Genomic DNA, 15,295 nt, shown 5'->3' with positions numbered 1-15,295 from the left:
TAGGGGATCGATAACCAGGTGATCATCCCCGTGAATCCGGGCTTGCAGAGGCCAAAGTGATATGTGAGCCTCTCGTCCGCGGTAACGAGATAACGATCCAGATAAGAGAGATAACCGATGCATTTCAAATGGTACGCCGCAATTGTAGTTGCACTGGCGCTAGGATATCCGAGTCTATGTCTGGCAGAGGATGATCCTCAGTCGATTATCGGCGATGTCATCTTGTGCCAAGAAATCACGGATTCGTCACAACGGCTTGAATGCTTCGATGGCAATGTTCGCGAACTTCAACGTGTTCGGGATGCGAAAGAAATTATCGTCGTGAGCCGGGAGAACCTCGCGAAGTCTCGGCGGAACCTATTTGGCTTTCCGTCTTCCGATGCGCCCTTTGTGAATGGTGGCAGTGAGGCAGAAGAAGAAAAGATTGAGGAGCTGACGACGACGATTAAATCGGTCGGTGGGGGTGAAGGCCATTACGTTCTGACGCTTGAAAACGGTGCAGTCTGGGAGCAATCCGAAAGCGGCTACATGACGGAACCGAAAAGCGGAGAGTCAATTGTTATCAAGCGCGCGATTTTGGGAAACTACATGGCAAGGATCAGTGGTCGTCCGGCCTTTCGGATCAAGCGACGGCGGTAGCGGCCGCGAATCGCGTACATGTTGCGCCATGCACCCCGCACTAATTCGCAATTTGTATAGCGAAGCTGCCGAACGAAGATTCACTACAAAGATAAAGGAATGTTATGTGCACGCACCCAAGGCGAGATACGGTGCGCGATAACGTCGGCAAGCGTGTCGAAGCTTAGACAACGGAATTAATTGAAAGTTCCTAGTAAACGTCAATATCGGGGTTCGAAGCGAGATGTGCAGAGGCGGACTGGAGCTATTCGAACTGAATCCGGTGATTGATCGTGGCGCTTTGGCTACGGCATTTGAGCGAACTGGGAGGGTACAGGTCGCTGACCTTTTGACGGGGGAAAGCGCCAAAAATCTCTTCGAAGTTTTGCAAAGCGGAACGCCTTGGGGTTTGGCGTGGCAGGCCGGTTCGGAAGGACCGCACGGAGAGCGCGCCGGCGATCTCTCCCCCTCCCTGCTAAAGCGTGTCGAGGCGCGAACCTTCGAGGCCATGCGTCAGGGTTCCTATGCATTTTCTTTCGGACAATATCGCATGCTGGATGCCTATTTGGAGCGCTGGTCGCCAGGCAGCGCCCATGATGCACTGCTTGAGCACGTGAATGCCGGACCTTTCTTGGAATTGGTGAGCGAAATAACCGGCGAGTCAGGTCTAATAAAAGCCGACGCACAGGCGACCTATTACGGACCTGGCCACTTTCTTTCTATACACAACGACAGCCACGTTGGAGAGGGGTGGAAAATCGCATATGTTCTGAATATGTGTCCAGTCGATTGGCGCCCTGACTGGGGCGGTTATCTCAACTTCTTCGGTTCCGATGGCAATATCGAGCAAGGGTTTCGACCCTCGTTCAACCAACTCAATTTATTCCGCGTGCCTCAGCTACACAACGTTTCTTACATACCTCCGTTCGCGCCCGCGGCCCGGTTTGCGGTAACTGGCTGGTGCCGGGATCGCTAATAGGCCGATCTGATGAATAGCCCAGCCGATCTTCCGGCCATCCATCGCAGGATGCAGAGTGGTGACCTTGCAGGCGCAAGGTTGGCAATAGAAGGGGTGGTTCGATCATACCCGAAAAGCGCCGCGGCTTGGCATTTGTGTGGCGTGATTAGACGGAGGGCAGGCGACCATGCTGCAGCAGTGGAAGCTTTCGCCGCGGCGACCAAGGCTGGGCTGCTAACAGCCGAAATTGCCAACAGCATGGCTTGTTCACTTCAGGAGCTCGGCAGGCTGACCGAGGCAGAGAGCGCGTTTGCCGAAGCTATATCACGCGATCCTGCATATTTGCCCGCGCGAGTAAATCTTGCGAGGTTGAAGGCCGAAGCGGGGCGTTTCACAGAGGCCATCGCCCTCCTTGAAGAGACGATTCGTGCTCACCCCCGATCAATTTTGGCTTTGAACGCGCTCGGCCGGACCCTTCGCGAGGCAGGAGAGCCAAAGTACGCGGCTGAGACGTTTGCCCGCACCCTTCAAATTGATCCTGACAATGCGGAGGCGGTAGTTTATCGCGGGCAAGCACTACGCGAGTCTGGCAGACCTTCCGACGCTCAAGTTCACTTCTCCGCCGCACTCGGCAAGTTTGGCGATGCTCCAGAACTTCTTGAAAGTCATGCCGGCGCACTAATTGACATGGGCGAAACTGACGCGGCAAAGTTAGTGCTTGATCGGCTTATCTCGAAGTTTCCATCTTATATGCCTGGCCACCAGACGCGTGCCAGATACATTCGCGAGTTCGGCTTACAAGAGGATGCCTATTCTAGTTATCGCGACTTGGCTCGTCGCCACCCTAATGAGCAAGTTGTGTGGTCGGAATGGCTACGACTCGCGCTATCCTATCGCGACTACGCGGAAGTACTAGAAGTCGCTGAACGCGCTACAGCAGAAACTGGCCGCTCTGCGACATACGATTACGCTGCGGCAGTTGCACATGGGGAACTTCTCCACGCCGATAATGCGATTCAGCTTTTTAGCAGCCTCGAGGGCATCCTGGGAGATGTGCCAGCATATCTTACTGCATTCGCACGCCAGATGCTGCGAACGGGCGAGCCGCAACTTGCGGAGCAGCTTGCCACGAAGGCGACATATCTATCGCCGCATGATCAATTTGCATGGGCTTATCTCTCGCTGGCTTGGCGGTTACAGGACGATCCGCGGGAGTTCTGGCTTCACGATTACGAGGAGCAAGTCCGTTACCTACCGGTGCAGCACCTTCACGAATCGAAGCAACTCGAGCGCTTGTCCGAACACCTTCAACGTTTGCACGCGGCGCGCCATCATCCGCCGGATCAGAGTTTGCGTGGTGGTACGCAAACTTTCGGCGCCCTCTTCGTAAATCGATCTTCAGAAATCGTGGAACTGGAACGAGCAATAAGAACAGTACTACACGACTACATCGCTACCTTGCCCGATGACGACCAGCATCCGTATTACTGTCGTAAAGCGAAAAACATCCGATTTATCGGTTCATGGTCGGTCCGCTTGGCAGAAGGCGGCTTTCATGTTGCGCACATTCATCATCAGGGATGGGTGAGTTCAGCTCTTCATATTGAAGTACCCGCAGTGCAACCGGATGAGCCAAAACAGTCGGGTGCGCTGTTTTTGGGGTCGGCTCCGGACGAGCTCGGTCTAAGTCTTGAGCCGCGGAGAGTTATCTTGCCGCGCCCGGGATATTTGGCACTTTTCCCTTCGTCGCTATGGCATGGTACACATGCCTATCGCTCCGACGAAGAGAGATTAACGGTAGCATTCGATGCAGTGCCTAGCTGACAGCAAACGCTGCTAAAGCATTCGCAAGATTGAGGCACAAAAAAACGGCGGGCCAAGGGCCCGCCGTTTCTTTTACTTTGGTCCTATTCTTAGAATTTCACCCGCGCCTGGAAGGTATATGTGCGGCCAAGCGCGTAACGGTCGTAGAAGCTGATGTTGGTGTTAGACTGTTCGAAAATGCCGGTCGTCGTTTGCGGCGGTGTTTTGTCCAGCAGATTATCCACGATCGCGGTGAACTCAAAGTTTTCGGCCGCCTGCCAACGCAAGGAAAGGTTGACCAAGTGCAGGTCGGGGATCCGATCGGGGAACTGGTCGTACAGCGACGCGAAATCAGGGTCATTGAGGTCGTAGGGATACAGACCATCAAGGAACGCGCCCGGATAGTTCTGCTTAGCGCCCTTCTTCCAGACGTAGCGGACCTGCCCGGTAATGGTATCGTTCCGCCATCCTACGGTCGCCGTATTCGCCCACTTCGGAATGACGCCCCCAAAGCCGGGTGAGGTCGTATCCGTGAAGTTAGTCCCGTTGATTGAGTACTTGTCTACATAAGTGAGCACATCGGAGAGGTAGAGTTGCCCGCCGAACGCATTGTAAGTAACGTCCAGACCGCCATCGATACCCGCAGTAATGAAGTCATTACCGTCCTCAGAATTGACGACGGTAGTATTCACCGCGGTCACCTGACCGGTACCCGGATCGCGGGTAATGCGAGCACAAGCACTTGCCACCTGCTGGGTATAGCATTGGGAAAGGAAGAACTGTGCACCCTGTGCTGCGACACGGTTCTCAAGCTTTATGTGGTAGTAGTCCGCAGTCAGTGTGACCCGACCCCCGAACAGGTAACCAGGCGTAAGCACAACACCCGCAGTGTAGGTCTCGGCCTTCTCTTCGCTCAGATTAGGGTTGCCGAAGGCGAACGCCTGCACCTGCTGGTTGTTCTGGCTGAAGGTATCGATGACAGAGGCCGGAACACCTTGGGCGATGCAGAAAGCTTCGTCGCGACTGGTGCTCGAAGCATTGCACGGATCCGTGTAGGACGGAAAGCCTTGGTTGCCGTTCTGGAACAGTTCGAACACGTTGGGTGCACGAGCCGCCTTGTTGAACGAACCGCGAACCTTGATCCAATCAGTCGGCGTAAATTCGGCCTCGGCCTTCCAGTTAAACAGGCCGCCGACGGAAGAGTAGTCCGAGTAGCGCGCACCGGCCCCAAGCGTGATCAGGCTGAGAATTGGAGCACGGATTTCGCCGTAGACTTCCTTGACGTTGATCGAACCAGAGATGTCGTTCTGCGCGTTGAAGCCGATGATATCGCCCGTCCGCTTCGCATCGTCGACGAACGTCGAGCCAGTGTCCTTGCGGTATTCCGCACCGATCGCGATACCGAGCGGACCACCCGGGAGCTCGAAAAGGCTACCGGTCAGGTTGCTGGCCACGCGAACCTGCTCGAACGTCTCAGTGTCGGTCGTCGTCAACGCAACGAACGATAGCATCGCAGGCGTCAAAGTGTTCGGCCCGAAGATATCGACTGCAACGCAACCTGGAGCCGACCCAGTAGGGCAGCCGCTCAGCCCTTGTGCAAGCGCCGAGTTCCGAATGTTTCCTTCATTGCGTGACTTATTGTCGATGCGCCCGAAGCTGCCCACCAAGTTAACGGCCCAGTTGTCGCTCAGGTCATGCTCGAGGATAGCCCGTACGTTCTTCGCGTCGGTAGTGAAGTAACCCAGGCGCGGTCCAGTCTCAGTGAAGCGACGGTTGATAATGAACGGCGCATCCGGGTCAGGACGACTGGCAAGTGCGACCTGGAGATCAGCCGGGATCAGCGGACTGTCGGCAGGCACCACGATTTGAGTCGCAGGCGTCGGGGCCAGCGAAACTTCCTGGTTTGCGTTGGTGTAAGACGTATAGAACTTCAGACGTGTACTGTCCGTGAATTCATAGTGACCATTCGCGGTGATGGTCAGTCGATCGTATGGCGTTATCAGATAATTGTCCGGCGCGAAATTGTAGCGCGAGGAACCGATCGAACGAAGCGGAATGCTGCACAGTCCGGACCCGTTTCGCGGGGTCAGCTCGCCGGCATCGTTGAAGGATAGCGCACCGGTGTTGTAGGCGCCACCCGCCACACCATCGCAATTGGTGTCGGTATTGCCAGCCCCAAAGTTGCCTGGGAGCAGGGTGCCCAGATTCTGGAAGGGGTTGGCCGCGTTGTTGTCGATGACGCCCCACGGCGGAGTCGCCGATCCACCACTGCTGGCGACAGCTTGAGTGAATCCCGGAGTATTCCGCACATCGCTTGGATCGTCGGCAACATATGGAATGCCGTACTGGCCCGTCGCATCGTCGATCGGTAGATAGATAGCGCCCGAAACGCGCGAATAATCGTAACGTCCCTGGCCGACACCACCGCGCTTCGTGTAGGAACCGTACACGCTGATATTGCCGCGATTGTCGGCGAAGTTTCCACCGACCAAACCGGAGAAGTTGTAATTGAACCCGGTACCATCTTCGGAAATGCCGCTCTGAGCAGTCAGTTCGACGCCTTCGAAATCATCTTTAAGGATGAAGTTCACGACGCCGGCGATCGCGTCCGAACCGTAAACTGCAGATGCGCCGCCCGTAACGACTTCGACACGCTCGATCAGACCAGTGGGAATCTGAGAAACGTCGGTAACACCGGTGGTGGTCGAAGCGGGGAGACGCTCACCATCGAGAAGGATCAGCGTTCGGCCCGCACCCAAACCACGCAGGTCGATGGTCGAGAAGTTCTCGCCGCCCGCGTTGTTCGAAACGCGCGTGTTACCCGGGATGACCTGCGGCAGTTCGTTGAGGAGGTTTTCGACGGTGGTAGTGCCGGTAAGCTGCACTTGTTCGGCGCTTACCACCGTGACCGGGCTAGCGGCCTCAATGTTCGGACGCGCGATGCGCGAACCGGTAACCACGATCGTGGCGCCCTCGGACGGAGTTCCGTCCGCATTGGCCGTTTCGTCTTCGGGTTGCAGCGGACCGTCGGATACTTGCGCGAGCGCCGGCGAAGCCACCAGCGCCAAGCTCAGCGCGAGAGGCGCAGCGCCAGCCTTGAGAATTGAAGTCGTTTTCATGTGTTCCCTGTCCCCATAAGCGGGTCCGAAGGTGGACCCATTCAGCGAGATACAAACCACCCGACGGCGCAATCCGACCGATGGCTGCTACATGCGGGATGGTCTATTACTGTGACGCGCGGCAATGGGAATTGCAGCTTTCGGGCATATTCGGGACGGTCCTGTGTTATCGTTGCAACAGTGTGACGGTTTGGTGATATGGGGCCGTGCTAATATAGCGTGCTCGGTCCCGATGAGGTTGGTCATGCAACCGCGCTCCCTTCCAAGCCCCCGCCCTTGACTCCACCCCCCAACTCGCCCCACCGCCCGGTGGCAAACAGAAACCTACCTTGAGGAGAGCCACATGCCCGCAGCCTATATCGTCGATGCGCTTCGGACTGCCGGAGGGCGCCGCGGGGGTCGCCTCGCGGGGGTCCACGCGGTCGATCTCGCCGCGAAGTCGCTCGACGCTCTAATCCAACGAACCGGGGTCGATCCGGCGGCGATCGAGGACGTCATTATGGGCTGCGTCGGGCAGGCGGGTGAGCAGGGCATGCAGGTCGGGCGCAACGCCGTGCTCGCGGCGCGGCTGCTGCCGGAATCGACGCCCGCAGTGACGATCGATCGGCAGTGCGGGTCGAGCCAGCAGGCGATCCAGTTCGCCGCGCAGGCGGTGATGAGCGGCACGCAGGACGTGGTTGTCGCCGCCGGCATCGAGAGCATGAGCCGCGTTCCGATGGGCACGCCGGTGACGCTGGCGATGAAGGAGGGGCTGGGCAACTACAAATCGCCGGGTCTCGAGGCCAAATATCCGGGCGTGATGTGGTCCCAGTTCGTCGGGGCGGAGATGGTCGCTAAGAAGCACGGCTTCGACAAGGACGACCTCGACCGCTTCGCGCTGGAGAGCCACAAGAAGGCGATCGCCGCGACCGAGGCGGGCCGTTTCGAGGCCGAGATCGTGCCGGTGGAGATCGAGACGCCCAATGGCGAGGAGATGCACACCGTGGATGAGGGCATCCGCTTCGACGCAACGCTGGAGAGCATCGCTTCGGTCAAAAAGCTGTCGGAAGAAGGCGTGATCACTGCCGCCAGCGCCAGCCAGATCTGCGATGGTTCCAGCGCGGCGCTGATCGTGTCCGAACAGGCGTTGAAGGATTACGGCCTGACCCCGATGGCGCGGATCGTCAACCTGACGGTCACCGCGGGCGACCCCGTGATCATGCTGGAAGAGCCGCTGTTCGCGACCGACAAAGCGTTGCAGCGCGCGGGACTGAGCATCGACGACATCGACCTGTACGAGGTGAACGAGGCGTTCGCGCCGGTGCCGCTCGCCTGGCTGAAGCATGTCGGAGGCGATCCGGACAGGCTGAACGTCAATGGCGGCGCGATCGCACTCGGCCATCCGCTCGGCGCGTCGGGCACGAAGCTGATGTCGACCCTGCTGCACGCGATGAAGGCGCGCGGGGCCAAGCGCGGGCTGCAGACGATGTGCGAGGGCGGCGGCGTCGCCAACGTCACGATCGTTGAGGCGATGTAGGTCACGGCTCGAAGATAAATTCCCCTGGTGTTGAGTCTGTCCAGGCTCTGTACTCGCTTTGCGCGCAGTGCTTGAGCTAGGGACAGCCCTTGGACAGGCTCAGGGCGAGCGGCTTTGAGAAACACAGGAGAGATCAATGGAAGTCAGCAGCAATACCCCCGCCATCGTGACCGGCGGTGCCTCCGGTTTGGGCGCGGCCACCGCGCGCGCGATCGCGGCGAAGGGCGCGAAGGTCGCCCTGTTCGACATGAACGAGGAGAAGGGCAACGCTCTCGCCGAGGAGCTGGGCGGTGTGTTCTGCAAGGTCAACGTGACCAGTGAGGAGGAGGTCGACGCCGCCTTCGCGAAGGCGCGCGAGGCCCATGGGCAGGAGCGCATCCTGGTCAATTGCGCCGGCATCGGCAACGCGATGAAGACCGCGAGCCGCGACAAGGAAACGGGCGAGATCAAACATTTCCCGGTGTCGGCGTTTGAATTCGTCGTGCAGGTCAACCTGATCGGCACCTTCCGCTGCATCGCCAAGGCGGCAGCGGGCATGATGAGCCTCGATCCGCTGAACGACGAGGGCGAGCGCGGGGCGATCGTCAACACCGCCAGCGTGGCTGCGGAAGACGGCCAGATCGGCCAGGCGGCCTACTCCGCCTCGAAGGGCGGGGTGGTCGGCATGACGCTGCCGATCGCGCGCGACCTGATGAACGAGGGCATTCGCGTGAACACGATCCTGCCCGGCATCTTCCACACCCCGCTGCTGATGGGTCTGCCGGAGAAGGCGATCGATGCGCTGAATGCCTCGGTGCCGTTCCCCAAGCGGCTGGGCAACCCCGAGGAATATGCCCACCTCGCGATGACCATGATCGAGAACGGTTATTTCAACGGCGAGGACGTGCGGCTGGACGGGGCGATCCGGATGGCCCCGCGCTAGGGCTCCTGTCCTACTCGGCTCGGGCGCGGTAATCCGCGCCCGATGACTTCCTTCATGCGCCCCTTTTCCGATCCCTTTTGCGGGGTATCGGAGAAGGGGTTTTTCCTGACCCAGGACACTGTTCCATGTGTTCCATCGTGTAGGGTGTCGCACCGACGCCGCGCCTTGGAATGTGCCTGCAAGGGGCGCGAGCGAGGGGCTGCGAAGCTTGATCGATGCGGTGGGTGCAGTAGGAATGACGATCATGTCTCGCAAAGCCACCACCGCTCCCGTCCTCGCCGATTTTCTGCCGTACCAGCTCTCGATCGCCTCGAACGCGGTCAGCGGGCGGATCGCGCAGCTCTATCAGGAGCGGTTCGGCCTGAAGGTCGGGGAATGGCGGATCATGGCCGTGCTGGGCGAAGCGGACGAGCGTACGCAGCGCGAGCTCGTGGCGCTGACGCTGATGGACAAGGTCGCGGTCAACCGGGCGTGCAAGGCCCTGGTCGACCGTGGTCTGGCGGCCCGGCGCCCCAATGCGCAGGACGGGCGCTCGCACCATCTGGCGCTGACGGAGGAGGGGCGCGAAATCTACGCGCAGATCATGCCGCTTGCGCGGGAGAGCGAGGCGCAACTGCTCGAAGGGTTCACCGCCGCGGAGGAGGAGAGCCTGCGCACCCTGCTGGCCCGCGTGCGCGAGCGGGCCGGATCGATCGCGCCCGAACTGGGCTGAGCGATCAGCCCTTCACCGGGCCGCCCGCGGCGAAGGCGTCGGCGATGGAGCATGCCGCCGGACCCAGGATGACGATGAACAGCACCGGCAGGATGAACAGGATCAGCGGGATCGTCATGATCGCGGGCAGGCGGGCCGCCTTCTCCTCGGCGCGCATCATCCGCTCGTTGCGGAACTCGGCCGACAGCACGCGCAGTGCGGAGGCGAGCGGGGTCCCGTAGCGCTCCGTCTGGATCATGGTGGTCACCACCCCGCGCACCGATTCCAGGTTCACGCGATAGGCCAGGTTGTCGAACGCCTGCTTGCGTTCGGACAGGAAGGAGAGCTCGATCGAGGTCAGCGTGAATTCCTCGCCAAGTTCGGGGTAGGCGGAGCCCAGTTCGCGCGCCACCCGACCAAAAGCGGCATCGACGGTAAGGCCCGCCTCGGCGCAGATGACGAGGAGGTCCAGCGCGTCGGGCAATCCCTTGCGAATTTCGGCGGTCCGCTTGGTCGCCTTGTTCTTGAGGAAGATTTCGGGTGCCTTGTAGCCGATGCCGACCGCTGCGGCGAAAGTGGCGAACCGCTTGAAATCGCCCCATTCGGGAAAGGAGTTGCCCAGATAGACCACGAAGAAGACCAGCAGGCCGAGCGTGATGGGCACCACCATGCGCGCGCCGATGACGAAGAAGGCGAGTTCGGGATTGCGATAGCCGGCATGCGCCAGCTTCTGACGGATGTCCTTCAGCTGGCTTTGCTGGAGGACCTTCATCTTCTCCAGCCGCTCGCGCACCAGTTCGGTCTGGTTGGTTCGCTTGACGAGGCTCTGCCGCTTGCGCGCGGTCGACTTTACAATGCCGGATTTCAGTTCGTCCCGCCGCGCGTTCAGGGCCCGTAGGCGTTTCGCCATGGGGTTCTTCACGCTCATCGCGGTATAGACCGCGAACAGCACCGACAGCGCGGCGATCGCGGCCAGCACCGTGCCGGCGAAGATCACGTCTACGCCCAGGAGGGTAGGGCCGGTGGCGGAGGAGAGAAGGATCACGTTCGCCTCAGATCTCGAAATTGATCATCTTGGCCATGATGAACGCGCCGATGCCCATCCACACCATTCCGCCGAGCCCGGCGATGATCAGGCGGTCTTCGGTGAAGAAGCCCTGCAGATAATCGGGCTTCATGTAATAGACGAGCCCGAAGACGAGGAAGGGGAGGGCCCCCACGATGTAGGCCGATGCCTTGGACTCCGAGCTCATCGCCTTGATTTTCAGCTTCATCTGGCTGCGCTTGCGCAGCACTTCGGAGAGGTTGGACAGCGTTTCGGCGAGGTTGCCGCCGGTCTCGCGCTGAATGGCGAGCGAGATGCAGAAGAAGTTGAATTCGGGAATACCGAGCTTTTCCGCCGCGACCTGCAGCGCCTCGTCCATGGTGCGCCCGATCCGGATACGTTCGCAGATGCCCTTGAATTCCTGGCCCACCGGCCCCGGCACCTCCCGCGCGACGACCTGCAGCGTCTCGGTGACGGGCAAGCCGGATCGCAGGCCACGAACCAGCAGTTCGATTGCATCGGGGAACCGCGCATTGAACTGCGCCGTACGCTTCGTGATGAGGCGGCTCACATAGATATGGGGAAGCCCGAGGCCGACGATCACCCCGACGAACAGGCCCAGGAACAGCGCGCCAGACTTCAGGAAAACGAGCCCGCCGACCACCAGCCCCAGACCGATGCAGGTGTTCATGTAGCCGGTGACCGACCATCCCTTGCCAGTGCGGTCGAGCCGGTTCTGGATCTGTTGCATGCGCGTCGAGTCGGTCGCGAACATACCCTTTTGCGACCGGCGCGAAGCGATGGCTTTTTTGAGCTGGGATTCGACCCTGGTCTCGGTGTTTTGCGAATGGCGATAGCGCACCGATTCAAGCCGGCGTCGGCTTTCCTTGGCCGGAGAAGCCCCACCGAGAAAAGCGTAGGCAAGCAGCGCCAGCGTGGCCAGACCGCCACATAGGACCAAGATAAAATCGGTGCTCACGATATCGCCGCTTCCCTGTCTCCGCTCTCGCTCGCGCCCGCGCCTCAGCGCGCCGCGGCTTTCTCTTTCGGTTTCGAAGAGCTCTTGGCCCCCGGAATGAGCGACTTCAGATCGAGGCTTTCGAGTAGCGATTTCTTCTGCGTCTTACTCACACTGCCCGCTCCATCGACACTATCGTCGCCCAGCGCCGCGATCCGATCGCCCAGTTCGCGGATCACTACGCTGGCCTTGCTCGATGGCGTGGCATGGGTAAGCACGCGGCCCAGCTTGGCGGCATTGGAAGCGGCCTTCGCATCGAGCGGCACGACGAAGTCGATCTTGGTCTCGATCGAGGCTTCGAAATCGCTCCTGCTGATCTCGGCCACCGCCGGCTGGGATTTGTTGGCGACGATTACCGGCTCGACGTGCGGGGCGTGGGTTTTCATCCAGCTGAGAATCCGGATGGTGTCGCGCGCGGCCGCCAGGGTGATCTCGGTCGCGATGACCGCCACGTTCACGTCGTTGAGCAGATGCGGGAAGTTGATCAGCATGTTGCGCGGCAGATCGATCACGGTCAGTTCGAACGCCTGACGAAACTCTTCCGTCAGTTGCACGAAGGCCGCGCCATCGGTCAGCAGCGGTGCATTCATCGGTGCTTCCGCCGACAGGATCGCGAGCTTTGCATTGGCGCGGATCATCGCGCGTTCGATGAACAGGCCGTCGATGCGGCTGGGGTTCTCGATCGCGTCGGTCAGGCCGCGACCCGGCTCGAGGTCGAGGGTCAGGGCCCCCACACCGAAATGGATGTCGAGGTCCAACAGCGCGGTCGTCAGCTTGTGCTGCTCGCTGAACTCCCAGGCGAGCGACGTCGCCAGCGTGGACGCGCCGACACCGCCGCGCGTTCCGATGATCGCGGTGCTGATATGCCGCCGCCCGGTATTGCCTTCGCCCGCCTTCGGCGCGGTGAAGATCTCCTGCGCTTCCTGCAGGGCTTCGTACATTGTCTTCAGCGCCAGCGGCTTCAGCATGTAGTCGTGCATGCCGCTGGCCAGGAGACCGCGATAAAGGCGCACATCGTTGATCTGGCCGATCGCGATTACCACCGTACCGGGTTCGCAGACCTCGGCCAGGGAGTTGATGTCGTTCAGCGGATCGCCGCATTCCGACAGGTCGACCAGCAGGATGTTGGGGCTCGCGCTCACAGCCAGCGCCTGCACCGCGTCGCGCAGGCCGCCCTTGTGGCACAGTTCCGGCGACCAGCCCATTTCGGCGACCGCGCTACGGACCGTGTCGAGCGCCGCTGTATCGCAGATATAGGCGCTGACGGGGGCGCGGCTCGCGCTGTTCCAGGGTGCGTTCATGATGTCAGTCTCCCGATCCGCCTAGGGATATGCCGCCCGAACCACCCGAGGTACCGCCTCCGGCAGAGCCGCTCGTCGACGGTGCCTGCCCCTTGGCCACGGCACGGCTGGCACCGTAGATCAGCTGCTGTTCCGTCCCATCCTGCCCGCGCACCAGGTCTTCCGGATCGGCCACCATAGCGGCGAGATTGGAATTGACCGCGCAGCCATAGTTGGAGCTGTTGCCGTTGCGGGGGTTGAAATCGGTCTTCACCGACCAGTCCGGGCAGCCCGGCACGCTGGCGGTGGTACGGGTTAGAACCACCCGCGCGCTGCCCGGTTCGACATAGCCGGGCGTGACCGGCGCGCCTTCGCTCAGCAGGATGCCATGCTTGGCGGCGAGGCGCGCGATCTCGTCGCGCGTGGCGGGGCTCATCGCCGGGTCCTCGATCGCCAGGCGATCGCCGTACTTGAGGTCCATCGCTTCCAGCCACCCGGCCAGCCTACCTTCCTCGCCCACGGGTAGCCCGCCGGGACCGGTCCGCAGATCGATCGTGTAATTGCTGCGTTCGACCACTGGCTGATGGACAGAATAGAGCGACGTGTTGTCGGCCATCCTGCCGCAACCGGCCAGGCCGGATCCGGCGAGGACGGCGAGCATGCCAGCGGTCAGGGCTTTGGTAGGAGACATCGCGTTCACCTCGCTCATTTCATGCTGAAGCCGGGGGCGGCATTCGGATCGGCCTTGCGCTCGCCCATGACATTCCGGGGCGGGAGGGCCTGGGCCGCGCTTGGCTGCTGACCGTTCGCGGGCGCGCCGACCGTGTCGGCATCGCGCTGAACGGGGCCGGGGCGCTGTTCGCCGGAAACACCGGCATTGCTCTTGAAAATGGTATTGCGCTGCAGTTCGTCGGGCACGTGGAAGCCATCGGTGGGCAGAACGATGTCCTTCGCATCGACCGGCTTCACCAGATAGGGGGTGACGACGATCACCAGTTCGGTTTCGCCCCGGCGGAAATCGCTAGAGCGGAAAAGATTGCCTAGGACCGGTACGTCGCCGAGACCCGGGGTCTTCTCGATCTGATTCTGCATGTTGTTGGTCATCAGACCGGCAATCATGAAGCTCTGGCCCGAGCCGAGCTCGACCGTGGTTTCGGCCCGTCGCGTGGTCAGCGAGGGGACCTGGAAACCGCCAAGCGAGATTGCATTCTGCGAGGACAGTTCGGACACTTCCGGGCGAACTCGGAGCGAGATACGTCCGTCGGACAGCACCACCGGCGTGTACTCCAGGCTGACCCCGTATTTCTTGAATTCGATCGTCGTCTGACCGAAGCCCTGGTTCAGCGGAATGGGGAATTCCCCGCCCGCCAGGAACGTCGCGGTCTCGCCCGAGATCGCGGTAAGATTGGGTGCCGACAGCGTGCTGATCAGACCCAGCCGCTCGCCCAGGTCGAACGCCTGCGAGATATCCAGCCCGAACAGGCGGCCCGCCAGGGTGATAGCGGTCTGCCCGACGTTGTTGGAGGCGATGGGGAAAGCGGACCCACCCAACACGAACTGGCGCGTGACGGGATCGAAGGGGAGCGAGATCGAACCTGCAGGCAGGCCGAATTGCGCCGACGCGTCCACCACTGGGAGATTCGAGACGTCGATGTCCGTAATATTACCGAAATTGCGACCGCGATTGACCCCGAACATGAAGCCATCGGTTGTGTCGCGGGTCTTCAGGTTCGATCCGATCTCGCGCACCAGCGAGCGGCTGACCTCGGCGAAGCGCACCTGCAGGTTCACCTGCAACGGGGTCGCCATGCGCAGCCGGCTGATGACGTTGGTCTGATCGCCCAGGAATGCGGCAACCAGCCGCTCCGCCTCGGCGACGTCGTCGGGCTGGGTAACGGTGCCGGTCAGCAGCACGGTGTTGCTTCCGATGTTCGCCGTGGCGATCTTCGCCTCCGGCATGGCGAGCGCCAGCATCTGGTCGATGCTGCCGATGTTCGACCCGACGCGCACATTGGCCGCCCAGACCACCTGCCCCTTCGCGTCGCTGGCATAGACGGTGGTTTCGCCGCCCGCCTTGCCCAGAAGATACAGCTGGTGCTGCGATTTGACCTGCACATCCGCGATCTCGCTATTGGCGACGAACACGTCTGCCAGCGTCGCGGGAATGGAGACCAACTCGCCGCGTCCGATCGATAGAGTGATATCCTGCGACGGACGCACGATGGACTGCGCGTTCGCCGATGCTGCGGGTAGGGCGGCAAGGGGCAGCGCGGCGATGCCGAGGGCGAGCGCCCGGGCGAGAATGCGGTGGGTCATCGGTTTGCC

The 15,295-nt window shown here is 61.0% G+C and carries 12 protein-coding genes; 6 read left to right on the top strand and 6 right to left on the bottom strand.

Annotated elements, in window-relative coordinates; translation table 11 throughout:
• Window positions 1-117 precede the first annotated feature (117 nt).
• The 3 genes from F7D01_RS03285 (at window position 118) to F7D01_RS03275 (ending at window position 3,400) form a co-directional block, all read left to right on the top strand.
• Window positions 118-639, top strand: coding sequence for a hypothetical protein (locus tag F7D01_RS03285; RefSeq protein ID WP_215228821.1), 522 nt, complete (start codon window positions 118-120; stop codon window positions 637-639).
• Window positions 640-901: 262 nt separating this feature from the next.
• Entirely contained in the window at window positions 902-1,594 is a 693-nt protein-coding gene (locus F7D01_RS03280; RefSeq protein WP_251567028.1) for a 2OG-Fe(II) oxygenase family protein, read from the top strand.
• A gap of 12 nt (window positions 1,595-1,606) precedes the next feature.
• A complete protein-coding gene (locus tag F7D01_RS03275) occupies window positions 1,607-3,400 on the top strand; it encodes a tetratricopeptide repeat protein (protein WP_215228819.1) in 1,794 nt (597 codons plus the stop codon).
• An 89-nt stretch (window positions 3,401-3,489) separates the two neighbouring features.
• On the opposite strand, the gene F7D01_RS03270 is transcribed toward F7D01_RS03275, so the two are convergent.
• A complete protein-coding gene (locus F7D01_RS03270) occupies window positions 3,490-6,498 on the bottom strand; it encodes a TonB-dependent siderophore receptor (RefSeq protein WP_215228818.1) in 3,009 nt (1,002 codons plus the stop codon).
• A gap of 343 nt (window positions 6,499-6,841) precedes the next feature.
• Here F7D01_RS03270 and F7D01_RS03265 point away from each other — a divergent pair, with 343 nt between their 5' ends.
• The 3 genes from F7D01_RS03265 (at window position 6,842) to F7D01_RS03255 (ending at window position 9,648) form a co-directional block, all read left to right on the top strand.
• Window positions 6,842-8,014 carry an acetyl-CoA C-acetyltransferase gene (locus tag F7D01_RS03265; RefSeq protein ID WP_215228817.1) on the top strand — a complete coding sequence of 391 codons (1,173 nt, stop codon included), beginning with the start codon at window positions 6,842-6,844 and terminating at the stop codon, window positions 8,012-8,014.
• A gap of 136 nt (window positions 8,015-8,150) precedes the next feature.
• Window positions 8,151-8,936: an SDR family NAD(P)-dependent oxidoreductase gene (locus tag F7D01_RS03260; protein ID WP_215228816.1), complete on the top strand. Its 786-nt coding sequence runs from the start codon at window positions 8,151-8,153 to the stop codon at window positions 8,934-8,936.
• A 244-nt stretch (window positions 8,937-9,180) separates the two neighbouring features.
• A complete protein-coding gene (locus F7D01_RS03255; RefSeq protein WP_215228815.1) occupies window positions 9,181-9,648 on the top strand; it encodes a MarR family winged helix-turn-helix transcriptional regulator in 468 nt (155 codons plus the stop codon).
• 4 nt (window positions 9,649-9,652) lie between these two features.
• Here the strand turns inward: F7D01_RS03255 and F7D01_RS03250 are convergent, their stop codons facing one another.
• From F7D01_RS03250 to F7D01_RS03230, 5 genes are all read right to left on the bottom strand, one after another.
• A complete protein-coding gene (locus F7D01_RS03250; protein WP_251567024.1) occupies window positions 9,653-10,672 on the bottom strand; it encodes a type II secretion system F family protein in 1,020 nt (339 codons plus the stop codon).
• A gap of 7 nt (window positions 10,673-10,679) precedes the next feature.
• Window positions 10,680-11,423, bottom strand: a complete 744-nt coding sequence (locus F7D01_RS03245) for a type II secretion system F family protein (RefSeq protein WP_371819674.1) — start codon at window positions 11,421-11,423, stop codon at window positions 10,680-10,682.
• Between the two features lie 272 nt (window positions 11,424-11,695).
• On the bottom strand, window positions 11,696-12,991 hold the full coding sequence (locus F7D01_RS03240) for a pilus assembly protein CpaE (RefSeq protein WP_215228813.1): 1,296 nt from the start codon (window positions 12,989-12,991) through the stop codon (window positions 11,696-11,698).
• Window positions 12,992-12,995: 4 nt separating this feature from the next.
• Window positions 12,996-13,661, bottom strand: coding sequence for a CpaD family pilus assembly protein (locus F7D01_RS03235; RefSeq protein WP_215228812.1), 666 nt, complete (start codon window positions 13,659-13,661; stop codon window positions 12,996-12,998).
• A gap of 14 nt (window positions 13,662-13,675) precedes the next feature.
• Complete coding sequence (locus tag F7D01_RS03230) at window positions 13,676-15,286, bottom strand: type II and III secretion system protein family protein (RefSeq protein WP_215228811.1); 1,611 nt, start codon at window positions 15,284-15,286, stop codon at window positions 13,676-13,678.
• Window positions 15,287-15,295 lie beyond the last annotated feature (9 nt).

Origin of the sequence: Erythrobacter sp. 3-20A1M (genome assembly GCF_018636735.1) — a bacterium.
In the GTDB taxonomy this organism is placed as follows: domain Bacteria; phylum Pseudomonadota; class Alphaproteobacteria; order Sphingomonadales; family Sphingomonadaceae; genus Alteriqipengyuania.
This window is presented reverse-complemented; position numbering and strand designations above follow the sequence as displayed.

Bases quoted from the DNA above. Each gene is read 5' to 3' on its own strand.
- F7D01_RS03285 (WP_215228821.1), top strand. From the start codon at position 118: ATGCATTTCAAATGGTACGCCGCAATTGTAGTTGCACTGGCGCTAGGA.
- F7D01_RS03275 (WP_215228819.1), top strand. From the start codon at position 1,607: ATGAATAGCCCAGCCGATCTTCCGGCCATCCATCGCAGGATGCAGAGT.
- F7D01_RS03270 (WP_215228818.1), bottom strand. From the start codon at position 6,498: ATGAAAACGACTTCAATTCTCAAGGCTGGCGCTGCGCCTCTCGCGCTG.
- F7D01_RS03265 (WP_215228817.1), top strand. From the start codon at position 6,842: ATGCCCGCAGCCTATATCGTCGATGCGCTTCGGACTGCCGGAGGGCGC.
- F7D01_RS03260 (WP_215228816.1), top strand. From the start codon at position 8,151: ATGGAAGTCAGCAGCAATACCCCCGCCATCGTGACCGGCGGTGCCTCC.
- F7D01_RS03255 (WP_215228815.1), top strand. From the start codon at position 9,181: ATGTCTCGCAAAGCCACCACCGCTCCCGTCCTCGCCGATTTTCTGCCG.
- F7D01_RS03245 (WP_371819674.1), bottom strand. From the start codon at position 11,423: ATGCAACAGATCCAGAACCGGCTCGACCGCACTGGCAAGGGATGGTCG.
- F7D01_RS03240 (WP_215228813.1), bottom strand. From the start codon at position 12,991: ATGAACGCACCCTGGAACAGCGCGAGCCGCGCCCCCGTCAGCGCCTAT.
- F7D01_RS03235 (WP_215228812.1), bottom strand. From the start codon at position 13,661: ATGTCTCCTACCAAAGCCCTGACCGCTGGCATGCTCGCCGTCCTCGCC.
- F7D01_RS03230 (WP_215228811.1), bottom strand. From the start codon at position 15,286: ATGACCCACCGCATTCTCGCCCGGGCGCTCGCCCTCGGCATCGCCGCG.